Here is a 23,740-nt window from a genome sequence, read left to right on the forward strand (position 1 = left end):
TTTGGAGGTCGTATGAACATCGGTTGGAAACTCATGAGCGCGGGCATTTCGGCTGCGGCGGGCGCGGCGGCGAATGCGATAGCGAGCCAAGTGTGGGAAAAGGGGTTGCATAAGCAGACCCCGAAAGATGACGACGACATGCTGGATCTGCCGCTGAAGGAAGTCGTCTTGTTTACGCTGGTCACGACCCTGGTGCACACCACGATCACCACGTTTGTTAAGCGTAAGGCCGCGAACTGGTACGGAGCGAAAGCCTAGTAGTCGCGCGTTTGTGACGCCGCGTGCTCGTGCGGTCGCGCTTGCCTTGTAAAGGTGCTAATGTGTGTGGCACGACAGGGGAGCGCGGATGCGCTGAGAGTGCGAACAGATCGCAGACCCTCGAACCTGCTCCGGTTAGTACCGGCGAAGGAAGTCGAGCAATCTCTCCCTAGGCTTGAACGCCTGGGCCCTCCCGTACATTGTGGGAGGAAAAATGAAGGCGCGTAGCCTATCCACCATTGTTTCTATTATCGCTGCGGCTGGGCTTGCTTTGGCCGGCTGTTCTGCTGCGGACCAAGCGGGCACCACGGATAACAAGACCGTCACTGTGCTCACGCACGATTCGTTTACGATCTCTGACGAGGCGAAGGCCGAGTTTGAAGAGCAGACGGGCATGACGTTGCGTACCACGTCGCCCGGTGATTCGGGGATGGTGCTCAACCAGCTGATTCTTAACAAGGACAACCCGACCGTTGACGCCGTGTTCGGGATCGACACGATGTCGGCTCAACAGGTGATCGACGAGGGCGTGGTCACTGACTATCGCCCGGACACTGATCCGGGGGCAGATTTGAGGATCGGCGGGCTGACGGCGATTGACCGTGGAGACGTGTGCTTGAACGCTGACACGGCGTATTTCGAACAGGCCGGTCTTGAGTTGCCGTCGTCGTTCGCTGATCTGACGAAGCCGGAATATGCCAAGTTGCTCGTGGTGACGAACCCGGTGCTGTCGAGCCCGGGGCTCGCTTTCTTTGTTGGTTCGATTGACCAGGCCGATGACTGGCAGCAGTACTGGACGGACCTGCTAGCTAACGGTACGAAGGTTGTTGATTCGTGGTCGACGGCGTTCTACACCGATTTTTCGGCAGGTGAAGGAAAGGGCGCTTATCCGCTCGTCGTGTCCTACGCCTCCAGCCCTGCCTATGGTGAGGGCGCGTTTACGGCCGTTGATGGCACGTGCGTGCGGCAGGTGGAGTACGCCGGCGTCGTCAAGGGTGCGGCCAACGAAGAAGGCGCGAAGGCGTTCATTGATTTCATGGTGGGGGACAAGTTCCAGTCGGAGATCCCGGAAACCATGTACATGTACCCGGTTGCCGACGTCGAACTGCCCGCCGAGTGGGCCACGTACGCCGCCCAGCCCAAGAACGTGATCGTGCCCGATCCCGCGCTTGTGGCGAAGAACCGGGAGACGTGGCAACAGCAGTGGACTGAGCTCTACGAAAACCACTCTAAGTAAACCTTGATGGCGGAGGCGAAAGGGCAGTCCGTCCGCTCGCGCGGGCTGGGCGGACTGGCGTATACGGCCGGAGGAATAGTTGCCGTGGGTGCGGCGCTCGCATTCTTGGCGCTGTTCTTCTTCTGGCCGGTCGGTGCGATGCTCGGGCGCGGGCTGGGGGACTGGGCCGTGTTCGAGCAGGTGCTCAGCGCGGGCCGCACGTGGCGGATCATCGGCCAGACGCTCGGTATGGCGCTGGCTGCGACGGCGGGTGCCCTGCTGCTCGGAGTGCCGGGCGCCTACGTGCTCTATCGGCTGGACGTGCCAGGGCGGCGCGCCTTGCGCGCGCTGGCAACCGCACCGTTCGTGCTCCCTACAGTCGTGGTGGGTGTAGCCTTCCGGGCCTTGTTTGACGACGCCGGTCCGCTCGGCTTCCTGGGCCTCGATCAGAGCACGGCCGCGGTGGTGCTCGCGATGATCTTCTTCAACTACTCGGTCGTCGTGCGCACGGTAGGAACGATGTGGGCGGCGATTGAAGATCTCACGCCGGCCGCGCGGACCTTGGGCGCGAGCCCGGTACGAGCATTCTTGACAGTCACGTTGCCGCAGCTCGGCCCGGCCATCGCTGCGGGAGGCGCGCTCGTCTTCCTGTTCTGCTCCACCTCGTTCGGGCTCGTGCAAACCCTCGGCCGCCCGGGATACGGAACCCTGGAAACCGAGATTTACACGCAGACCACGGCCTACCTCAACCTCGACGTGGCAGCCGTGCTCTCAGTCGTCCAATTCGCCATCGTGGCACTCGCGCTCATAGTCTCCGGCGCGATGTCAACACGCACCGAACGAGCACTGGGCCTCAACGTGCATAACCGTGCGGTGCCTATCGGGCGGGCGGCGGTGCCCGCGCTTGCGGTCACCGCCGCCACGCTCACATTTCTTGCCGCCCCGATCATCGCGCTCGTGGCAGGATCCTTGCGGGTTCGTGGGCAGTGGTCGGTGCACAACTACCTGGCTCTCACACAGACGGGCGCCGGGTTTAGCGGCGGGACCTCGGTGCTCGAAGCGCTGGATCATTCCGTGCGCATCGCACTCGACTCCTCGGTGATCGCACTGGTCATCGGCATGATCTTGGCGTTCGCGCTCTCGCGCCGTGCGGAGGGGCGGTGGGCGCGAGCCGGCCAGCGGCTCTTGGATACCGCGGTTCTCCTGCCGCTGGGAATTTCGGCAGTGACGGTCGGCTTCGGCTTCCTTATCACCTGGGGAGCGTCGAACACCATCCCGACGTCGTATATTGTGCCGCTTGCCCAGGCCGTCGTCGCCTTACCGTTGGTGGTGCGCTCGCTCGTGCCCATCTTGCGGGCCATCGACCCGCGCATGCGCGAAGCTGCCGCCACCCTCGGCGCCAGCCCCGGCCGTGTGCTCGCCACTATAGACCTGCCCATCATGGCCCGCAGCCTCGGCATCGCCTTCGGATTCGCCTTCGCAATCTCGCTCGGCGAATTTGGTGCTACGTCGTTTTTGGCCAGTCCCGACTACCTCACGCTGCCCGTCCTCATTGGGCGCCTACTCAGCCGGCCGGGCGCAGACAACTACGGGATGGCGCTCGCCGGCGCCGTCATCTTGGCCCTGTTCACCAGCGCGATCATGTTCCTAGCCGAGCGTGTGCGCCCGCGCGGTTCTCACGGAGGAATACTGTAATGCGAGGAAAGAATGCTTGAACTCAAGAACGTCACCGTCACTTATGACGAGCCGCCGGTTCGCGCCGTCAACGACCTGTCGATGCGGGTGGACACCGGGGAAATCGTCGCACTCCTCGGCGAGTCAGGATCGGGCAAGTCCTCACTGCTACGCGCAGTGGCTGGCCTCGAGCCTGCAGACGGCGAAGTGTTCATCAACGGCACCAACGTGGCAGGCGTGCCCGTACACCGGCGCGGCGTTGGCATGGTGTTTCAAGACGGGCAACTCTTCCCACACCGCAACGTGGCACGCAACATCTCCTACGGATTGGAGATTCCCGGGCATGCAAAGACCGGGGGAGACGACGCCGGGTCCACCGGTTCTGGTCGTGGCGTGCGGGGGCGACGATTGCCGAAGAGCGAGCGAGCCGCCCGCGTGGCCGAACTCCTCGACCTAGTCGGGCTCGCCGGCTACGAAAACCGGCCGATCACCACGCTCTCGGGCGGGCAAGCCCAGCGAGTCGCCCTAGCTCGCACACTGGCTCCGCAACCCGAGGTCGTCCTCCTTGATGAGCCACTATCCGCACTCGACCGCATCCTGCGCACGCGCCTGTCGAGCGACTTGCGGCGGATCCTTACGAGCGTCAAAGCAACAGCTCTCTACGTTACCCACGACCGAGAAGAAGCCCTCGCCATCGCCGATCGCGTAGCAATCATGGACGGCGGACGGCTCGTCCAAATTGGAACCGCCGAGCAATTATTGCGCGAGCCGGCTTCCGACGTCGTCGTACGCCTACTCACGTAGCCAAGCTCAACGCACCAGGACTGAATGTAGCTCGGCCGGATGTAGCTCGGCTGAATGTAACTGGGTGCAACGCAGCTGGGCGCAACGTCGCTACGCCGAACGTAGCTAGCTGCCGCCGGGCAACACACCGTCCAAACTAAAGCGCCGGATTGTACTTCAGCGCGTTCACCTCGCACGAACACTCGGTCGCAATGTTGATGTTGCGAGCTAGCTTGCCCTCCGCGCGCAGCTCGAGAAGCTTCGGCACGACGCGGTCGCGCAACGTCCACGGATCAATCGTGTTGACGTAAATCTTCGAACCACCCTCAAAACCTGCAAGAGTCGACACGCGCCACTTGAGCAGGATCCGCCACGGCATGTTGACATCAGAATCGACCGGCTTCGTGTACCACTCCTCGTTGGTCGGAACGTCTACACCCGTGGCGGCATGCATCGCATGAACGAGGTCAGACATTGCGGCGATCTCCTCGCGCGTGTGCTCCCACGGCTGAATATTCGCCGACCGCGACCACACCTCGAGCGTCGGATAGCGGTGGCCGAATCCCGCGATCGCTACCGCGTGCTTATTCTCCGCAATGATCAGATTGTGATAGCCCGCGTAGTTAATCCCCGCCTCGTTGTACAGGTTCGGATTCTTGCGAACCTTTTCCACCTCAATCCGGGCGTTGACCGTGCGCTGGTCGATCGCCACCAACTGCTTGTGCAGATGATCGAAGGAGGCCCCCGCCGGCTTCAACCAATTCTGGAACACCTGGACGTAGCGCACATACCGGTTCGTCTCGTACAGATCGCGCATCGCGTCGATGGTCAGGCGCATGTACCACTCGTGCTCCTGCGGAGTGAGCGTGCCCGAACCCGCGAGTTGGGTATCGTCCGTCGCACCATCAATAAAATGCCGGCGACCGACCACGAGGTCATGTCCGCCTCCGAAGAATGAATACGCGCCCGCGATCTTTTCCCCCTCGGGCAGCTGCTCGAACTCATCCGCGCTCATCCGGGAGGCATACTTGTTGCGTAGCACGTTCATCACGTGCTTACGCCCAGCCGGATCGGCGATATAGGCCTCGAGCCGCTTCGACGCTTCCGGAGTGAGGCGGTAGTCGTAGTTCATCGCCCAGTAATCGAAGGAAAGGATCTCGAAAAGATTCGGCACCCGGCGGAACTCCCACTGGCGCGAAAGCATGTCCACGCTGGTGGTGCGGATGATTTCGGCGTCGTCGCCCTTACGTACGAGGCGCGCCTTCTCCGGCGGGGTCTCCAAAACACGCTGGGTGCAAAACGCGCAGTGATGACCAATCTTTTCGGGGTCAATCGGCTGTGGATCAGGGTTCTTGATGCCGAGCGGGCGGTTGGCGCGCCCCGGTACCGTCCACACCTCCGTTCCTGAGAAAGGGTTGAGTTGTTTGATCGTTCCGTCTGCCATCTTCGTGATCGGTTCGCGGAATGATTCATAACCTGGCATGGGCAGTCCTTTCTGCGTGGGCGCGCTCATTCTATCAACTAGGTGAGGCGCCTTAGGAGGTAACCGCGGAAAGTTTTCACGCAATAGCCGGTTATCTTCGAATATCCGAAGATAACCGGCCTAGGCGAGAAAACTTTTCGATGAGTCCCTAGTACGAGGTAGTTTGCGAGGGCGGGCGAATGCCATGGGCGCTCATCACCTGATTCGCCTGCGCCAAGAACTCGGCCCGCACCTGCACTTCGTAACGCTGGGCGCGCAGCGCATGCGTGGAGCTAAAGTCACGCACTCCGCCAGTGGCCCAGTGCGCCACAGCTCCCCAGATCGCACCGAAAAGAACGCCGAACAGGATCGGCCAACCGAACGCGGCAAGCACGTTCAGACCCGGCAAAAGAATCCAGAACATCAGACCAAGGAAGAAACCAAACCACAGACCAGACAGCGCACCCTGCCCGGCCGCGCCCGCGATCGTCTTACGCCCGCGCACATCCTCCACCGTCTCCAAATCAGTACCAATAATCCGCGTGTGCTCCACGGGGAATCCGGCATCGGACAGCCCGTCCACAATAAATTGTGCCTGCGCGTAATCCTTAACCTCAGTTAACATCCGATAATCTGCCATGTGCTCTCCTGTGCAAATAAGTCTTGTACGATGACCGCGCGGATAGCCCGCCGGGGTCCTTCAACTTCTTATTGTCCGCTTCCTGAAAAATAAAAGCGGCGGATCACGGCGATTATCACCGTCAGCGTTAATTTTTCTCGCTCGGCTCAACTGCACTGCTTGGCTCAGGCACACTATCCGGTTCGGCTGTGCTCCCGGCTCAGACTCGCACACCACCCTCACTGTCTGCGCCGATGGTGACGCGCGCACTTTGACTTGTCGGAGGAGGGTGATAGAACAAGAAGTGTGTCTAACCGTGTAACTCTTCCTCGTGAAATCTGGGTGCTCGTCGCCGCAGCAGTCGTCGTATCGCTTGGCTACGGAATCGTCGCGCCAGTGCTGCCGCAATTCGCGAAGAGTTTCGGCGTGACCACAACGGCCGCCACCGTGGTCGTCTCGGCCTTCGCCTTCATGCGGCTCATCTTCGCGCCCGCCTCCGGGCGGCTATCAAACTTATTTGGTGAGCGCTGGATGTACGTCATCGGGATCGCGATGGTTGCAACATCGTCGGCAGCCAGTGGGTTCGCGCAAAGCTACTGGCAACTCCTGGTTTTCCGCGGGCTCGGCGGAATCGGTTCAGTCACGTTCACTGTGGCAGCGATGTCGCTCATCTTCAAATTAGCCCCGCCGGAGGGGCGGGGGAGAGCTTCAGCAGCCTACGGTTCAGGCTTCCTGCTAGGCAACATTTGCGGCCCAGCCGTCGGCGCGCTGATCGCACCCCTCGGATACCGGTGGCCGTTCTGGATCTACGCAATATTGCTGGGCGTGGCAGCAACGATCGTGTTCGTCATGGTGCCGGCCAATGTATCCGGTGGCACCCGCACCCACTCAGGCGAAAGTAACACCCGCGAGGCGCGGACCAGCCGCGGCACCACAGACGCCAAGCCTGGACACACTTCTGGCAACACCTCCCGGAATAGACGCGACACCGCCAACAACGCCGACACCATCCGCAGTGAACAAACCCCGGCACGTGAATCTGCGAGATCCCAAACCCCTATGACGATTCGGGAAGCGCTCGCGGTCCGCCGCTTCAAAGTCGTGCTCCTCACCGCATTCGCCCAGGGCTGGACGAACATGGGCGTGCGCGTCGCCGTCGTCCCACTACTTGCCGCCTCCATCTCCGGCGCCCCAGGGTGGCTACCAGGTGCAGCTCTCATGTTCTTCGCAGCCGGCAACGGCCTGGCGCTCACCCGCGCCGGATATTTCTCTGACGTCTACGGGCGCAAACCGATCGTCGTCGTCGGGCTCATCATCTCTGGAATTTTCACCGTCATCATGGGCTTGTGGGACGTCTCCGCCGTTGTCCTCATCGGTAGCTTCTTCGGAGGATTCGGCTCAGGCTGTATCCAGCCCTCACAACAGGGCACCGTCGCCGACATCGTCGGTAACAGGCCAGGAAGCCAAGTCGTCTCATTCTTCCAACAGTCCGGAGACTTCGGGCAAATCCTCGGACCAATCGTGGCCGGATTGATGATCGACTACTCCGGCTACGCGCTCGCCTACGGATTCTCCGGCGCGATCCTACTAGCCGTAGCACTCGTGTGGATCTTCCTCGTCAAAGAACCGACCCGACGGCGTCGGGCCTAAAACGGACCAGCCTGTACTTCCGGTGCGGTGGCGCCTGTCAGTGAGCTACGGACGGGGGAGCAGACTCGTGAGCCGTGGACGCGGGAACAGGCGTAGGAGCGGTGGACTAAGGCGTCCCTAATTAATCGCTGAGCGATAACCCGGGCGTGCAGGGCCGCCACGCGCGATAATTGGAATAGCTAAACGAAAGGACTGAGGAAACCAATGGCCGAAAAACAGTACGCAGGCGTTTTCGACGATCAAGGCAAGAAGCCGTGGGTGATCGACATCGAAAAAGAAACGCTAGACAACACCAACTTCCGCACCACGATGTGGACGGGCGAACATCTGCAGCTGACCGTCATGGAAATCCCGGTTGGCGGAGATATCGGGCTGGAAGTCCACCATGGGGTAGACCAGTTCCTGCGCGTCGAGCAGGGCACCGGCAAGTGCCAGATGGGACCGGCTGAAGATAACCTCAACTTCGAGGTCGAGGTGAAGGACGACGACGCGATCTTCGTACCCTCCGGCGTGTGGCACAACATCACCAACATTGGCGATGAGCCCCTGAAGCTGTACACGATCTACGCGGCACCGGATCACGAGCCGGGCACCGTACATGAGACTCAGGAAGACGCCGAGTCGGATCCTAACGAAGACCACTGAGCATAAAAGCCGCCGTGGTATCGGAAGGCAACGGACTCAAATACATGATGCATGTCTGAGGTAGGCATGCGACGGGCCGGGGATGCGGAGGAGATCCGCATCCCCGGCCGTTTGCTTGCCAAGATCTTCGTTCTCGATCGGCATTAGCCCTCTGGTGCGCTGTTGGCCGAGGTCGCCGGCGAGTTGTTTTCCTAGGGTCGCTGACGCTTTGTTCGCCGAGGCGCGCTGACGCCTTGTTGGTCTAAGCCCGCTGACGCTTTGTTCGCCGAGGCGCGCTGACGCTTTGTCTGTCTAGGTGTGATGGCGGGCGAGGTCAGCTGCGCCGATGATCCCGGCATCGTTACCAAGTTCTGCAAGCACAACCGGCGCAATCTGGCGGTACTGTGACGCGGTGAGGCGCTCGCGATACGCGTCAGTTGCGGGAGTGAGCAGCACGGAACCAGCTTCGGAGACCCCGCCTGCGAGTACAAACACCTCCGGGTCGAGTAAAGCCCCAAGATCTGCCATGCCCTGGCCGAGCCAGTTGCCGATTTCTTGGAAGGCGTCGAGTGCGCCCGCACAGCCTGCCTGCGCCGCCTCCGTCACCATCAACCCCGTAATGTTTTCAGGATCTCCGCCCGCAAGATCGAGGAGCATTGCCGAGCGCTCGCGGTCAGTGCGAGCATTTTCCCTAGCAGCACGCAGGAGTGCTCCGCCCGACGAGTACACTTCCCAACATCCGCGCTGACCACACCCGCACGGCACGCCTCCCGCGACCATGTTCAGGTGGCCGATCTCTCCGGCGAAACCGGTGGCACCACGTAGGAGTTCCCCGCCTAGGATAATGCCGCCGCCGATGCCCGTACCAATCGTGATCACCGCGGCGGAGCTGTATTCTTTTGCTGCTCCAAAGCGGAACTCTCCCCAGGCGGCCGCGTTTGCGTCATTTTCGATGATCGTGGGCAGGCCGGTTTCGCGGGCGAGCTGATCGCCTAATGGTTCATCGCGCCAGGCAAGGTTGGGTGCGAATATGACTCGGTCTCGCGTTGAGTTCACGAATCCCGCTGCTCCCACGCCGATGGCTGTGGCTTCACCGGTTTGTTGTAGTTCGGCTACGAGGCTGAGGACTGTGGCAATCACTGACGTGGTGTCGCGTGCCGGGCTGGGCCTGCGGAGCATGTGGACGATGTTGCCATTGTTATCCACGAGACCCGCGGCGATCTTCGTACCGCCGATATCAACCCCGATTGTCATAGTCATGTGCCTAGTTTCCCACGTTTCACACAGAAATCGAGAGCTAATGCTTGAGGAAATCCGATCTGTTGCGTATATGTGCAACAGATCGGGAAATCTCAATCACTAGCTCCCGCTCCAACCGTGTGCTCTTAAAATGAAAGCCCCCCATGCGGGCAGTTGCGGGCGTAAAAGAGGTTAGTTATGCACAAGCTTCAATATGTCATTTTTATCCACAACTAGCTGCTGCTCGAGATGCGATTTTTGCCAACGCGAAACACTAGACGCATGACGCTTACCAACTCTAACTGGGATGATTTCCCCGGCTTTCTCAAGCTCCCATATCATCCCGATGCCTCCAACTTGAACCTTGGTGTGTTTCACCGAGACGAACTGAAAGTGCGTGGTTTGAGCACGGACTACCGTATTCGAAAAGCGCTGAAATCCGGAAAGCTCATTCGCCTAGGTCGGGGCTACTACGCTGTACCCGGAGCAAACCAGGACGTCGCTGCTGCAGTTGCCGCCGGTCGACGTATTGGTTGTTTGAGCGCGTGCAAACTCTACGGAATATGGGTGCCGCCGGACTCCGGTATCCACCACTTGATGTCGGTGGGGGCGAAGGCCCCCAAGAACAGAGCGAAGTCCAATAATCTGCGGGATGCAGGGGAACGGAATCGGTTATATGTTCACCGGCTCCCGGCTCTGGGCAAAGAGATCGTTCCTAGCCTTGTTGAATCTTTGCGGCAAGTGTGCAGATTCCATGACGCTGAGACTGGCCTTATCGTTCTTGAGTCCGCTTTAAATCAAGGGCTTATTGGGCGGGTGGACATGCCGGAGATTATCTGTACAGCGTCTGTCGAAAAACAGCGGATTCTCAGGAGGGCAAACGGGCGATCGGAATCCGGCTCTGAAACTCGATTGAAAAACTTCTTTGAATCACTCGGCGTGAAAGTAGAGCAGCAAGTTCGGATACCCGGTGTAGGCAGAGTGGATATGTTAATTGGGCTCTCGCAGATTCTTGAGTGTGACAGCCATGCGTTCCATTCGAAGGCCTATGATTATCATCGTGACAGGCAACGCGACCTTATTGCTTCCACTCTCGGATATCACACAGCGCGGCTGAGTTACCGACACGTGTGGGAAACGTGGCCACAAACTCAGGATTATCTTCACAAAATTATTCGCACGAGGCGGCATATGAAGCCGCCGAAGCCTCTCCGCTAGGAAATCGAGAGCTAATGATTGAGGAAATCCGATCTGTTGCGTATATGTGCAACAGATCGGAAAATCTCAAGCATTAGCTCCCGAAGTAGATGAGGATCTGCCTGAGGCCGGTCAACGCACCGAGCGAAAGCGACATAACCCCGCGGTAGAACTCGGTTTCTGCCTCATCGCGCGCTTGTGCCAGCATGGCCGGCGCCCACTGTGAAAGATGATCGGTGTAAAAGTCGTGGACGATACCCGCGTAGGTCGCCGCATCGTTCAACGCATCGTGTTCGATAGCAACAAGCAGCCGTTCGAGCCCTTGCGCTACGAAGTTAAACTCGAGCCCGACATGATCATCTGGCACTTTATTTCCGTGCGGTGCTTGCAGTCCGAGTTTGCGGTAGTAGGCGCGCACTTCGAAGGTGTGCTCGTCAAAAACAAGCCTGTCACGCCCGCGATGAACCGATTCGAAGGGCGGCACTTTCGCCTTCGCGACCCGACCATACAGGGTGGTTAAATCCGCGTGAACCTGTTCGGCGCTCTCGCCGTGAGCGAATGCCTCCGCCCAGCTACGTAGCCCGTCCGCGGTATCTGAGTCCGGCACGGGATCCGAGTCTGGCTTGGCTTCTAGCTCTGCCGCAGCCTCCGAATCCGAGGTAGCCTTCGGGTCGGCCACGGCACCGTCGGCGTGACCGGCGCTGTCGGCATGGAAGGCACTGTCAGCGTGGACGGCACTGTCGGGGTGACCGGCGCTGTCGGCATGGATGACACTGTCAGCGTGGACGGCACTGTCGGCGGCGTGGAAGCCATCGTCAATGTGCGAAGCGCCGTCAACATTCTTGTCAGCTAGCTGATCACCCCTGAGTTTCCAGCCCCGTCCGAGTGGCCAATCATGATACATCTGCTCAAGGAGTTGTAGAGTCTCCGCGGTCGGAGGCTCCAAATGCAGACGCCCGAGAGTCAGAAAGGCCGCCGCCAGCGCGTCCAGTCGATCAACAGGGCATTCGGCTACGAACCGTTGTGCAGCAAAGCTCGCGTCGGCAGACTCTTCGGCGTCAACCCTTTCGGCTGCACACTCGTTGACAGCAGGGGCGTCAGCTGAAAGCCCCTCAGCTGCACGCCATCCAGTAGGAACTGCTGCGCCGCGGCCTTCCAGGCCGCGGCCACCGGACTCCGCACGTTCTCCACCCTCAGTGTGTTCTCGCATTACTTCTTGAGCTTCTTATCGAGGAACGAGAACACCAAAGCTGTCATGAGTGCTTGCTGCTCGATATCGGCAGCGCCGGCGTGCCCGCCTTCGGTGTTCTCATACAGGTAGGTTTCGAAACCGGAATCCTTGAGGAGGGCGTGGAACTTGCGCGCGTGCCCGGGATGGACGCGGTCATCCCGCGTGGACGTGGTCAGCAGGATCGGCGGATGTGGGCCGTCACCCACGTTGTGGTAGGCCGAGTACTGCTCCATGTACTCCCAGTCGTCGGTGTCGGGATTCCCGTATTCCTCCATCCAAGAGGCCCCCGCGAGCAGGTGCGAGTACCGTTTCATATCCAGTAGCGGAACCTGGCACACAATCGCGCCGAAGAGCTGCGGATACGTTGTGTACATGTTGCCCATCAGCAGCCCGCCATTTGAACCGCCGATGGCCGCCAGCTTCGACACCTTCGTTATCCCGCGGTCTACCAGGTCGGCGGCGACGGCCGCGAAGTCCTCGTAGGCCTTGTTGCGGTTTTCTTTCAACGCGGCCTGATGCCACGCCGGCCCGAACTCGCCGCCACCGCGAATATTCGCGACGACGTACACGCCACCCTCTTCCAACCAGACCTTTCCGTAGGTGGAAATATACGAAGGTAGCCTCGGCACTTCGAAGCCGCCGTAGCCGTCGAGGAGCACCCGGGCACGGCGCTTGCCATCTAAAACTTTCGGTGATCCCACCGCGAAATACGGAACCTTCGTGCCGTCTGCCGACTCGGCCCACATTTGGCGAACCTCGAGGCCTTCCGCATCGAACCGTGCGGGCGCGCTGCGAAGCTTGCGCGCCCGCAGCTCCTCCTGATTAACCGTCCCGTAGTACAGCGTTGGCGGAGTAAGGAAATCGGAGATGGTCATCCACACGTCTTCAGACTCGCGCGGGTCAACTGCCGCTACCGACACCGTCGCAAATTGCGCCGCCTCCGGAGTCACCTCGACGATCTGCCACTTATCGCCACCAGCCACACTGCCATCGGCCCGCGAAGCAACACCACCAGCCACACTGCCATCGGCCCGCGAAGCAGCACCACCAGCATCACCACCAGCACCACCACCAGCCACGTGGGGATCGGCCGCAAACAAGATGCGGGTCTGCACGTTGTCCAGAATGGTCAAAACTAACCCGGTTGCGGTAGCCGTGACGTCAAGGAAAGCAGTGCTGTCAGTCGGTTTATACAACACGCGTACATCGCCAGCTCGCGGCCCGGCAAGCGCAGCCTCATAGGGAAGCACGAGAACAGACCCGGCCACAAACACGTGCCCGTCCAATTCCCAGTCGTGCCGCAGCGTCACGAGCGCCCAATCCCGCAGTGCGCCAACCTCGGCGGAGTGCGGGAGCTGGAACGGACGTAACGCCTCAGCAGGCACAACACCTTCGGCATTTCGAACCGCGGCCAGATCGACGTCGTACATCATCGTGGACCTGAAATCGGTGGCACGATAAGCGATCAGCCGTTCGAAGCCGGGCGTGGGATCGTAGGTTGCTCCGACGATGACGTCGCTCGCCTCGCCCTCGATAATGACCGGCGCCTTGGCCAGTTTGGTGCCGCGTTTCCACAGGCGGGCCGTGCGCGGATAGCCCGAATCGGTGAGCGAGCCGGCGCCGAAATCGCCGCTGACGATCACGGCGGAATCGTCCACCCAGCTCATCGACCCCTTCGACTCGCCCCGTTCAAACCCGCCCTTGACGAACCGCTTCTTCGCCACATCAAACTCGCGCACCACGTTCGAATCCGACCCGCCACGCGACAGCGTGATCAGCGCGCGGTCGTAACTGGGATACAGCAGGCTCGCCCCGTGGAACACCCACGATTCGCCCTCTTTCTTGCCCAGCCTGTCGACGTCGAGGAGCACCTCCCAGCCGATCTTCTCCTGATCCTTGGCTAGGTAATCCGCCATTTTCGCACGCCGCCACAGCCCGCGCGGGTTATCTCCGTCCGTGTGAAAATTGTAAATCCATTCGCCGCGCTTACTGCCCAGAACCAGCTTGTCTTTCGCGGCGAGAATCTTCGCCACGTCCTTACGACGCCGCTTAAAACCACGCCCGCCAAACTCGGCAAGCGTGCGCTCGGATTCCTTCGTCACCCACTTATGGTTCTTCTTATTGAGTTCCTCAAGGTGAAGGTAGGGATCCGCGGATTTCTGGTGCTTCTTCGTCATGGAGTCATTCTAGGCAAGGGCACCGACATTTTTCTTCGCCGCTGGTCTTACCCGATCCCCACTAGGAACATCGAGTCGTAGTGCAACGAACGGCCCATGAATTCGGCCGCGATCAGCATGATCATGCCGGTCACCACGGTGAACACGAGCGGGATCGGCCGTTCGAGCGCGTCAACATCGGCCATCCGGTAGGCCACGAAGCCCACGGCCACAGACCCAATCCCCAGCAGTATCAGGCGCGCGAGGAAGAACCCGCCGGAGAACACGGCCACCGACGACGCCGCAGCCGGCTCAGGATGAACCGCCAGATTCTGGATATGCACCACATATGAGATAAGAATGACGACGGCGGCAAGCGCGGCAGTCACAGCAGAACCGCGAATGATCTTCACCGAAAACGCCCACTCCTTGGGCGTTGGGCGCGCGTTGATCGCCCGCACGTTCTCGGTGAAACCAAGGCGGTCAAGCCACACCTGCAACTTCGGACCCACCTTGGGCTTAGGGGCGTCCTCGTAGTGTTTACGGATCAAGGTCATCACGGCAACCGACGCACTGACTGCAGCGGCACCGAGCATGACCGCCGTCATGAAGAACTGCAGCGGCAACACCCACGTGTGCCAGGCTGGAATGGTTTCCACAGAGGCGTAAATCATGGATTCGCACAGCACGAGCACGAGCCCAACTGCCGCCGTCGCCAGCGCAACCAGCTGGCGCAACCTGCGCGAACCCCAGCGGAACCACTGCATCACCGCATATAGGGCGCCCAACCCGGCAAACCCAGACACGGCAAGAATTTCCCGCGATAGCCACGAGGTCTTCCAGTTGCGAATCACGTTGAGAGTGTTTGTCACGTCGTTCATGTGGAACATCGACGAAATCATCGCCGCCACGAGCACCGGCCCGATCACGTACACGATCGGGGTAACCAGCCGGTCGGCGGTGGCGTCGTCGGTTTTCGAACTCACCCACAGGTCAATAATGCCCAGCAAGACGAACATGCCCACGGCCATCTGACTGACCACGGTGAAAATGATCATTGGCAGTTCATGCAGGTTCATCAGATTTCCTTCGGGTTCGCGATGGTGCCCGCGTTGGTGTGCCATGGCTGGGCGTCTTTATGCGGGGCAATGACGAGGCGCGGCTTGGTGATCGCCGGATCCGGAAGGGGTGCCGTGCCGTCTTCGTGACCGTAGGCCTCACGGAGCAAGTCGATTGGCCCCCAGTCGAGTGCGCGCGTGGGGCAGGCCTCCACACAGGCCGGATCTTGCCCGGTTTCCCGGTAGTCGTAGCACAGATCGCACTTGGACATGTGCCCGGTTTCCGCGTTAAACTGCGGAGCGCCGTAGGGGCAGGCCCACTCACAGTAGCGGCAGCCCACGCACTTGTTGTCGTCGACCCACACGGTGCCGTCGTCGCGCCTGCTCATCGCCGTGGTCGGGCACACGCGCATGCACACGGCGTCCTCGCAATGGTTACACGAAATCGACGTGTAGTACGAAAACACGTTGTGCCGCAGCGTGGTGCCGGAGGTTTGCCACGAGCCGCCCGAATATTCGACGACGCGCCGCCAGTTCACACCAATCGGCAGGTCATGCTTGTCCTTGCAGGCGATCTGGCAGGCTTTACAGCCGTTGCACACTGCTTGATCGAAATAGAAACCGTAGTTCGCGCCGGCTTCAGTAGCGATGGTGCCCTTGTCCACCACGCGGTCATCGCCGGTCAGCCGGGTGCTTGCCGGGGTGATGTTGATAGTCACGGGTTATCCTTTCTGCTCTCAGCCGTTCGTTTGCCGATAGGTTGTTTTAGTGGACAGTTCGGGCGGGAAGCCCGTGTCTGCCCCTGGCGTGTGGTTGTTTCGCGCGGACGGCCACATGCGGAACGGGTCGGCGCCGTCGGGGAATTGCTTGGCCGCGCGCTCCACCTGCACGTTGTTGGTGTACTGCGCATTGGTTTTCGCGAGTGCACTCGGCCGCAGTGACGTGAGCGTATTCGGGTTTCCTCCCATGTCGATCGGGGTGCCCTCGGGGCCGATCTGGTCGTCGTCGGGCTTGTACCACGCGCCTTCGGGCACGGTGATCGTGCCGGGGACGATCCGGTGCGTGACCTTCGCGAACAGGCGGATTCGGCCGCGCGGGTTGAACACGTCGATCGTGTCGCCGTCGGCAATACCTCGGGCCTCGGCGTCAATCGGGTTGATCCATGCCACTTGGTGGTGGGCTTCTCGCAGCCAGTCCACGTTCCCGTACGACGAGTGCGTCCGCCCCTTAAAGTGGTATCCGATCATCGTGAGCGGATAGTCGGGGTTGGTGGAGGCGGCCTGGACATCTTCCCACGTGTGGATAAACTCCGGCAGCGCGGTGATGACATCGCCTTCGGGAAGGTCCCAGTTTTCGGCCTTCCACGCGGCTTCCGGCGAGTAGATTTCGATGAGTCCCGACGGCGTATCCAGCGGGTTTGCCACCGGATCTTCGGCAAATTCCACGAGCGTGCGGGACGTGTCCATCAGGGTCTTGTAAACACCCTGCTCTTTGAACGTCTCGTAATCTGGTAGCTCGGGCGTGAGCTCCCGGGAGGCCCGCACGAGTTCGCGCACCCATTCTTCTTGCGTGCGCCCTTCGGTGTACTGTTCGCCCACGCCCACGCGGTGTGCGATCTCCGAGCAGATCTCGTAAATTGACTTCGACTCGTACAGCGGCTCCATCGCCTGGCTCGCCAGAATCGAATATCCCATATTCGCTGACATTCCCTGCAAAATCAGGTCGGTTTCCTCAGTGTTCATCGTGCCGGGGAGCACGTAGTCTCCGTAGTCGCACGACGACGTCCACTGATTTTCGACGACGACGATCGTCTCGGCCAAGCTCGTATCTTCCAGGACTTTCTTCGCCCGGTTGATATCCGAGTTCTGGTTGATGAGCATGTTCGAGCCGTACACGAACAGGAACTTCAGCGAGGTGTCGAGCTTCGCGTCGCGGATCGGGTTGCCGTCGGCATCCCAGTCGCGAACGCCCTGACTTGCGCCCATGGCTTCGCCGTTCTCGACGGCGTCGAGCCACGAAAAGTGGGAGATCATCTTGGTGACGCCGTTGGGCACGTCCCAGAACGGTTTGGCAATCGACAGCCCGGCGCTGCCGGTCATTGTGCCCAGCCCGCCGCCTGGTACGCCCACGTTGCCGAGCATTGCGTTGAGCGTGATGACCGCACGCGCCGAGTTCTCGCCGTTCGCGTGGCGCTGTGGACCCCAGCCCTGCTGAATCATTGACGGCTTGTTCGCGCCAAGATCGCGAGCAAAATTAATGATCGTTTCAGCCGGAACGCCGGTGATGGCCTCTGCCCACTTCGGGGTCTTCTCCGTCTTATCCGGACCCTTGCCCTCAATGTAAGCGCGGTACGACGAACCGGCTGGAGCGCCGTCGGGCAAATGCTCCTCGTCAAAACCGAGAGCATGGGTATCCAAAAACTCTTGGTCGTGCAGGTTCTCGGAGATCAGCACATGTGCGATGCCGGCCACCAGCGCGGCGTCAGTGCCTGGACGCAGCGCCACCCACTCATCAGCCAGCAAGGCTGCCGTGTCCGAATGACGCGGGTCGACCACCCACGTTTTCACACTGTTTTCTTTGCGGAACTGGTGCAGATAGTAGGCCTCCGAACCGCCAGACATTTTCGTCTCTAGCGGGGAGTGCCCCCACAGCACGTGCAGGCGGGTGTTCTTCAAATCATCCGACGAATGCGAATCGAAATAACCGCCAAGAGTCAGGCGCATCGCCTCCGTGATCCCGCCCGTCGAGTAGTCCCCGTAATACCCGAGGAAACCGCCCTTGAGATTAAACAGCCGGCCGACCGCACCCACGTAGGGCGTATAAGAATTATGCATGATGCCCGCGATGGCGCCCGTTCCATAGACCGGGAAGATCGACTCCGGGCCATACTTATCGAGCGCATCTTGGTAGCGCTGGGCGATCTCATCGAAAGCCTGCTCCCAGGAGATCTCCTCCCACTGGCCACCCCCGCGCGGCGTACCTTCGCGGCGCTTGAGAGGGGTCTTCAGGCGGTCCGGGTTGTAAATGCGATGCCGGATCGAGCGGCCTCGCGGACAGGCTGGGATACGCCACGGTTCGTTAATGGTGTCGCCGCCCGTGTTGTCGGGCAGGACTCGGACCACGTGCCCCTCTCTGACCTGCAGGCGCAGCGGGCAGCGCGCCCCACAATTCACGGCACACGCCGACCACACCGTCTTGTCCGCATGTTCGTAGCCGTCTCCGGGGGTTGCATGCGCGGGAGTGGGGGAGCCGAGGCGCGATGTTGTTGCTGCAAGGCCAGCAACACCCGCAGCGACGCCCGACCACTTCAAAAACGTGCGGCGAGATGGGCCCGTCGGAGCTGTAGCACCCGCATATACAGAGGTGCTGGTCGAGGCCGTGTTTTCAGTGAGCGCCGGAGAATTTTCAGGCACTGTGCTCGTCGCCGTCGCCGTACCCCCACCGGTTGGCTCCCCGTCCGCTGAAAAAACGTGAGTCATCTTCACACCTCGATATAGAGCGAATCACCCCTGGGTAAGAGGGGTTCGCTGATTGATATAGCCGCACTTTCAGTCTATCGAAAATGAGGCTCGAAATCAGGCGCGCATAGGCGAAATCTGGCCGTTTAAGCAGGTAAATCGCTCGTGCGGCGATCGTCTTTGCGTGGCCTCGTACCTAAGTCCTATCGCGATGCTGTGCGGCTTTTCGTGGAGGGAACTTATGTTGCACATCTGCGCAAGCGATCTGTACGAGGTGCACGGAATTTCGGTACTCTGGAACCATGTGTAAGCGAATTACCTGTAGCACGTGCGGGAAACCAACGTGGGCCGGATGCGGCCAACATATCGAAGAGGCGCTCGCGGGAGTAGCGGAGCAAGATCGGTGCCAAGGGCACCCAGCACAGTAAGAGGGATGTCTGGCACCGTATGGGGGATTGGGAACTGTAGGGAGTTGTCGCATGAAAAAGAGCCGCGTTTTAGCTGCGTTGGCCGGGCTGTCCATCGGTAGTCTCCTTGGGCTGAGCGGCTGCAGTGACGCAGATGATCCCACATCGCCGGAGCCGCCGCAGAGTGGCGCATGCGTAGGGCGGGTGACGTGGAATACTGGCTCGCTTCCCGATCCGTATTTCCACTACTGGTCGCTCAAGCTGAACGAGGATGGTACCGCCGACTTTTCAATGGGCGGCTACGACGGTGAGGCGTTTTTCGAGGAGACTGCGTTTACTCCAGAGGCGGACGTGGCGAGCGTGTGCGAAGCGGCTGGCTCGCTCATGTTGCGCGACCACGGGGAGCTACGACCTGGCGGGAAGCCAATGTCGTGGGAGCTCGAGGGTGTTGGTGCGGGGCAAACCGACGAGCGGGAAATGTACGGACCGCTGATGAAAGCGGCAAAGGCCGTAGTTGGGCAGGAAAGATTCGCCAAGGCCGAGGCCGCGCAGAAAGCACGCGAAGAGCAACAATAAGGCCGGTTGGGCGAGGAGCCCGCCCGAATTACCCATTCAACGGGATGACCACTGCGACTAGGGCCAGTTGGGCGGCCAGGCCGCTCTTTTTCGCGCCGGGCTGGCTGTTTTGGCCGGGTCACCGGAAACTTTTCCCGCTCTAGCCGGAGATCTTCGTATATGCCAAGATCGCCCGCCAGGGCGGGAAAAGTTTCCGGGCATAGCGGTTGCCACCGCCCGGAGGCGCCGCAGCCCCGGCGCAGTACACAGCCAGCAGATACACAACATGAATCAAAAGTGAAGAGCGCCACATTTGCGCGGCCGGGAATAAAGCCGGGCTCTTAAAGGTTGAGTTAAATGGACTCAAGAAATTGGCAGTCTATTTGACGCAAGGATATAGAGCCGCCTATTCTGAGATTGAAGAAGTTGTGAACCCGGCCTCCCGAGCGGAGGACTGGACAGAAGGAGAACATTTATGGCACGTGCGGTAGGTATCGATCTGGGTACAACGAACTCCGTGGTTTCCGTCCTCGAAGGCGGAGAGCCCACGGTTATTGCGAATGCGGAAGGGCAGCGTACCACCCCGTCGGTGGTTGGCTTTTCCAAGACGGGCGAGGTGCTCGTCGGTGAGATTGCGAAGCGTCAGGCTGTGACGAACGTCGAACGCACCATTCAGTCGGTTAAGCGTCACATGGGTGATCCGAACTGGAAGGTCGAGATTGATGACAAGACGTACAACGCTCAGCAGATTTCCGCGTTTATTTTGCAGAAGCTGAAGAAGGACGCCGAAGCTTACTTGGGTGAGAAGGTGACGGACGCGGTTATTACCGTGCCGGCATACTTCAATGACGCGCAGCGTCAGGCAACGAAGGACGCGGGCCAGATTGCGGGTCTGAACGTGCAGCGTATCGTCAACGAGCCTACGGCGGCGGCGCTCGCATACGGCCTGGAAAAGGGTAAGGAAGACGAGCTCATTCTCGTGTTCGATCTGGGCGGCGGAACGTTTGACGTCTCGCTGCTTGAGGTCGGCAAGGATGACGACGATTTCTCGATCATCCAGGTGCGTGCAACCTCGGGTGATAACAAGCTCGGTGGTGACGACTGGGATCAGCGCATTGTTGATTGGCTCGTGCAGCAGGTCAAGAACGGCTACGGCGTCGATCTGTCGAAGGACAAGATTGCTTTGCAGCGTCTGCGTGAGGCTGCGGAACAGGCGAAGAAAGAACTGTCGTCCACAACCTCAACGAGCATCACGCTCCAGTACCTGTCGATGTCGGAGAATGGTCCGATTCATTTGGACGAGACGTTGACTCGCGCCAAGTTTGAGGAGATGACGCGCGACCTTCTGGAGCGTACGAAGGCTCCGTTCAAGAAGGTGATTGAAGACGCGGGCATCCAGCTGTCAGAGATCGATCACGTTGTCATGGTTGGCGGTTCGACTCGTATGCCAGCCGTGACCGAGGTAGTCAAGGAGATGACGGGTGGGCGCGAACCGAATAAGGGCGTGAACCCGGATGAGGTCGTGGCTGTGGGCGCTGCTCTGCAGGCCGGTGTTATCACGGGTGATCGTACGGACGTGCTGCTGATTGACGTCACCCCGCTGTCGCTGGGTATTGAAACCAAGGGTGGCGTGATGACGAAGCTGATCGAGCGCAACACGGCGATCCCGACGAAGCGTTCGGAGACGTTCTCGACGGCGGAGGACAACCAGCCGTCGGTGCTCATTCAGGTTTACCAGGGTGAGCGTCCGTTTGCGCGGGATAACAAGCAGCTGGGCACGTTTGAGCTGTCCGGTATTGCTCCGGCGCCGCGCGGTGTCCCGCAGATCGAGGTGACTTTCGATATTGACGCGAACGGTATTGTGCACGTGTCCGCGAAGGATCTGGGCACGGGCAAGGAGCAGTCGGTGACGATCACGGGCGGCTCAGCGCTGTCGAAGGAAGACATCGAGCGGATGGTCAAGGAGGCCGAGGAGAACGCGGCTGAAGATGAGAAGCGTCGCGAGGCTGCTGAGGTGCGTAATACGGCTGAGCAGCAGGTTTACTCGCTGGAGAAGCTGCTTGACGATAATAAGGACAAGCTGGACGACGCCGTCGTCACCGAGGTTCGTGAGGCTGTCGATGCGTTGAAGAAGGCTCTTGAGGGCGACGACGTCGAGGCGATTAAGTCGGCTCAGGATGACCTCAATACGAAGGCGCAGAAGATTGGCGAGGCGCTCTATGCGGACGCGCAGGCGCAGCAATCTGGTGAGGGCTGGACTGAGGCGGCCAAGGCGGCGCAGGAGTCTGCGGCTGGTGCGGCTGGTGGGGCTGATGACGACGTCGTTGACGCGGAGATCGTCGATGACGAAGATCAGTCTAAGAACTAAGTGATCGAGATTGGGGGCGGCGAGTTTTGCTCGCCGCCCCCACATAGAAAGGAACGAATATGACCAACGATCAGAATTTCGTGCCGGAAGATCACGAGGACCAGGCGGCGGAGGCCGCGAAGAAAGCCGCGGAGGCTTCCGATAAGGCTAGTGACACAGCTGGTGAGGACGCCGTGGAGTCGGTGGTTGACTCGATCAACGAAGCAGTGTTTGGCGAGCAACAGGCCGAGCCCGACGCCGAAGATGCGCCCAGCGAACTGAGCGAACTCGACCAGGCGCTGCTGAAAGTGGCCGAACTTGAAGAGAATCTGGCGCGGCGTAATGCGGATCTGTACAACCTGCAGCAGGAGTACAACGGCTACGTTAAGCGTTCGAAGGCGGACGGCCTTGTGCAGTACGAGAACGGCGTGACGAAAGTGCTCGATACTTTGCTGTCGGTGCTCGACGACGCCGCGCTCGCCCGCCAACACGGCGACTTGGACGGCCCGGCCGGAACGATCGTAGATAAGCTCGAGCAGACGTTGGAGACGAATTTCCAGCTGGTGCGCTATGGCGCAGAGGGTGATGAGTTCGATCCGGAGTTGCATGACGCGCTGATGAATCAGACCTCCCCTGACGTGCAGACTCAGCAAATCGCTCAGCTCATCCAGCCGGGCTACCGGCAGGGCGATAAGGTGATTCGCCCGGCGCGGGTGGGAGTGGTCTCCCCTGAATAATCGATATGCAAGTGCAGGCGTAGATCCTGGTAAGAAGGAGGTGAACAGTGGCAGCTAGCCAAGATTGGATAACGAAAGATTTTTATGCGGCGCTCGGCGTTGATAAAGACGCGAGCCAGGCCGACATCAAGAAGGCGTACAACTCTTATGCCCGCAAATATCATCCGGATCGTAATCCGGGGAATAAGGAGGCGGAAGAGAAGTTTAAGGCCGCGTCGGAGGCGTATCAGGTGCTGTCCGATCCGGAGGATCGCAAACAGTATGATGCGATCCGTTCCATGGCGGGTGGCGGCGCGCGTTTCTCCTCGGGCGGTGGAGGATTTGAAGATATCTTCACGGCTTTCGGCGGCGGTAATGGTGGCACGTTCCGGTATACGACCGGGGGAGCTGACGCCCCGGGATTCGAGGACATTCTGTCGCAAATGTTCGGCGGTGGCGGGCAGCAACAGTCGGCCGGTGGCTTCGGTGGTTTTGGCGGGTTTGGATCTCGCCGTCGCCCGGAGCGTGGAGCCGATCTGACGGCGTCGATATCGATCCCGTTGCGTCAGGCGGTGGACGGCACTACGGTGACCGTGCAAACCGGCGGGCAGAATGTGACGGCGAAAGTGCCGGCGGGGATCACGGACGGGCAGAAGATTCGTATCCGCGGCAAGGGCCGCCCCGGTGTTCACGGCGGAGAGCCTGGCGACGTGCTGGTCACTGTGAACGTGGAGCCGCATCCGGTGTACGAGGTGAAGGGCAAGGACGTGTACGTGAACGTGCCTGTTTCCTTCGATGAGGCCACGTTGGGTGCGACGATCGAGGTGCCGACTATCTACGGCAAGAAGGTCAAGGTGAAGGTCCCGGCCGGGTCGTCGAGCGACAAGCTGATGCGCGTGCGGCGCAAGGGCATCGATAACGGGCGTGGCGACGCGGGAGACATGTACGTGCGGCTCAAGGTTGTGGTTCCGAAGAAGCTGTCGGATCACGCTCGCGAGATCGTCGAACAGTTCCGTGATGCCACCACTGAAGCCGATCCACGCCGAGAGTTTCATGACATGGCTAAACTTTAATGTGAGAGAGGAGGGGA

Annotated in this window: 19 protein-coding genes and 1 riboswitch; of the genes, 11 read left to right on the forward strand and 8 right to left on the reverse strand. The window is 60.3% G+C overall.

Going from position 1 to position 23,740, the window contains the following annotated elements:
* Positions 1-12 precede the first annotated feature (12 nt).
* The 4 genes from EL234_RS06160 to EL234_RS06175 all read left to right on the forward strand — a co-directional run bounded on the left by EL234_RS06160 (position 13) and on the right by EL234_RS06175 (position 3,952).
* Complete coding sequence (locus tag EL234_RS06160; protein ID WP_164712404.1) at positions 13-258, forward strand: DUF4235 domain-containing protein; 246 nt, start codon at positions 13-15, stop codon at positions 256-258.
* A gap of 66 nt (positions 259-324) precedes the next feature.
* Positions 325-428, forward strand: a riboswitch (TPP riboswitch).
* A 44-nt stretch (positions 429-472) separates the two neighbouring features.
* Positions 473-1,495 (forward strand): thiamine ABC transporter substrate-binding protein, encoded by a 1,023-nt coding sequence (locus tag EL234_RS06165; protein WP_126416636.1) that lies wholly within the window; start codon positions 473-475, stop codon positions 1,493-1,495.
* A 6-nt stretch (positions 1,496-1,501) separates the two neighbouring features.
* Entirely contained in the window at positions 1,502-3,169 is a 1,668-nt protein-coding gene (locus EL234_RS06170) for an ABC transporter permease (protein WP_126416637.1), read from the forward strand.
* Between the two features lie 12 nt (positions 3,170-3,181).
* Positions 3,182-3,952, forward strand: a complete 771-nt coding sequence (locus EL234_RS06175; protein ID WP_126416638.1) for an ABC transporter ATP-binding protein — start codon at positions 3,182-3,184, stop codon at positions 3,950-3,952.
* A 136-nt stretch (positions 3,953-4,088) separates the two neighbouring features.
* Here EL234_RS06175 and EL234_RS06180 read toward each other — a convergent pair whose 3' ends face one another.
* Positions 4,089-5,414: a DUF4921 family protein gene (locus EL234_RS06180; protein ID WP_126416639.1), complete on the reverse strand. Its 1,326-nt coding sequence runs from the start codon at positions 5,412-5,414 to the stop codon at positions 4,089-4,091.
* A gap of 148 nt (positions 5,415-5,562) precedes the next feature.
* A complete protein-coding gene (locus EL234_RS06185) occupies positions 5,563-6,033 on the reverse strand; it encodes a general stress protein (protein WP_126416640.1) in 471 nt (156 codons plus the stop codon).
* 285 nt (positions 6,034-6,318) lie between these two features.
* On the opposite strand from EL234_RS06185, the gene EL234_RS06190 reads away from it, so the two are divergent.
* Positions 6,319-7,662 (forward strand): MFS transporter, encoded by a 1,344-nt coding sequence (locus EL234_RS06190; RefSeq protein ID WP_164712406.1) that lies wholly within the window; start codon positions 6,319-6,321, stop codon positions 7,660-7,662.
* Between the two features lie 204 nt (positions 7,663-7,866).
* Entirely contained in the window at positions 7,867-8,307 is a 441-nt protein-coding gene (locus tag EL234_RS06195) for a cupin domain-containing protein (protein ID WP_126416642.1), read from the forward strand.
* A 291-nt stretch (positions 8,308-8,598) separates the two neighbouring features.
* Here EL234_RS06195 and EL234_RS06200 read toward each other — a convergent pair whose 3' ends face one another.
* The gene (locus EL234_RS06200; RefSeq protein ID WP_126416643.1) at positions 8,599-9,546 is read right to left on the reverse strand and encodes an ROK family glucokinase; all 948 of its coding nucleotides are present in this window, start codon (positions 9,544-9,546) and stop codon (positions 8,599-8,601) included.
* Between the two features lie 261 nt (positions 9,547-9,807).
* Between EL234_RS06200 and EL234_RS06205 the strand changes: the two genes are divergently transcribed.
* The gene (locus EL234_RS06205; protein WP_164712408.1) at positions 9,808-10,743 is read left to right on the forward strand and encodes a type IV toxin-antitoxin system AbiEi family antitoxin domain-containing protein; all 936 of its coding nucleotides are present in this window, start codon (positions 9,808-9,810) and stop codon (positions 10,741-10,743) included.
* A 73-nt stretch (positions 10,744-10,816) separates the two neighbouring features.
* Here the strand turns inward: EL234_RS06205 and EL234_RS06210 are convergent, their stop codons facing one another.
* Genes EL234_RS06210 through EL234_RS06230 form a run of 5 tightly spaced genes read right to left on the reverse strand, consistent with a single transcriptional unit; the run spans position 10,817 to position 18,646 of the window.
* Positions 10,817-11,932 carry a TorD/DmsD family molecular chaperone gene (locus EL234_RS06210; RefSeq protein WP_126416645.1) on the reverse strand — a complete coding sequence of 372 codons (1,116 nt, stop codon included), beginning with the start codon at positions 11,930-11,932 and terminating at the stop codon, positions 10,817-10,819.
* Positions 11,932-14,130 (reverse strand): prolyl oligopeptidase family serine peptidase, encoded by a 2,199-nt coding sequence (locus EL234_RS06215; RefSeq protein ID WP_126416646.1) that lies wholly within the window; start codon positions 14,128-14,130, stop codon positions 11,932-11,934. The genes EL234_RS06210 and EL234_RS06215 overlap by 1 nt, the downstream gene beginning before the upstream one ends.
* Positions 14,131-14,177: 47 nt before the next feature.
* A complete protein-coding gene (locus tag EL234_RS06220; protein WP_164712410.1) occupies positions 14,178-15,188 on the reverse strand; it encodes a dimethyl sulfoxide reductase anchor subunit family protein in 1,011 nt (336 codons plus the stop codon).
* A complete protein-coding gene (locus EL234_RS06225) occupies positions 15,188-15,886 on the reverse strand; it encodes a DMSO/selenate family reductase complex B subunit (RefSeq protein WP_322787194.1) in 699 nt (232 codons plus the stop codon). Before EL234_RS06225 ends, EL234_RS06220 begins: the two co-directional genes overlap by 1 nt.
* Before the next feature lie 18 nt (positions 15,887-15,904).
* Positions 15,905-18,646, reverse strand: a complete 2,742-nt coding sequence (locus EL234_RS06230) for a DMSO/selenate family reductase complex A subunit (RefSeq protein ID WP_126416648.1) — start codon at positions 18,644-18,646, stop codon at positions 15,905-15,907.
* A 458-nt stretch (positions 18,647-19,104) separates the two neighbouring features.
* On the opposite strand from EL234_RS06230, the gene EL234_RS06235 reads away from it, so the two are divergent.
* The 4 genes from EL234_RS06235 (at position 19,105) to EL234_RS06250 (ending at position 23,723) form a co-directional block, all read left to right on the forward strand.
* Positions 19,105-19,608 (forward strand): hypothetical protein, encoded by a 504-nt coding sequence (locus EL234_RS06235; protein WP_126416649.1) that lies wholly within the window; start codon positions 19,105-19,107, stop codon positions 19,606-19,608.
* Between the two features lie 454 nt (positions 19,609-20,062).
* The gene (dnaK, locus tag EL234_RS06240; RefSeq protein ID WP_126416650.1) at positions 20,063-21,955 is read left to right on the forward strand and encodes a molecular chaperone DnaK; all 1,893 of its coding nucleotides are present in this window, start codon (positions 20,063-20,065) and stop codon (positions 21,953-21,955) included.
* Positions 21,956-22,014: 59 nt separating this feature from the next.
* Positions 22,015-22,671, forward strand: coding sequence for a nucleotide exchange factor GrpE (gene grpE / locus EL234_RS06245; RefSeq protein WP_126416651.1), 657 nt, complete (start codon positions 22,015-22,017; stop codon positions 22,669-22,671).
* 47 nt (positions 22,672-22,718) lie between these two features.
* A complete protein-coding gene (locus tag EL234_RS06250; protein WP_126416652.1) occupies positions 22,719-23,723 on the forward strand; it encodes a DnaJ C-terminal domain-containing protein in 1,005 nt (334 codons plus the stop codon).
* Positions 23,724-23,740: the final 17 nt, after the last annotated feature.

This window comes from Trueperella bialowiezensis (genome assembly GCF_900637955.1).
GTDB lineage: Bacteria > Actinomycetota > Actinomycetes > Actinomycetales > Actinomycetaceae > Trueperella > Trueperella bialowiezensis.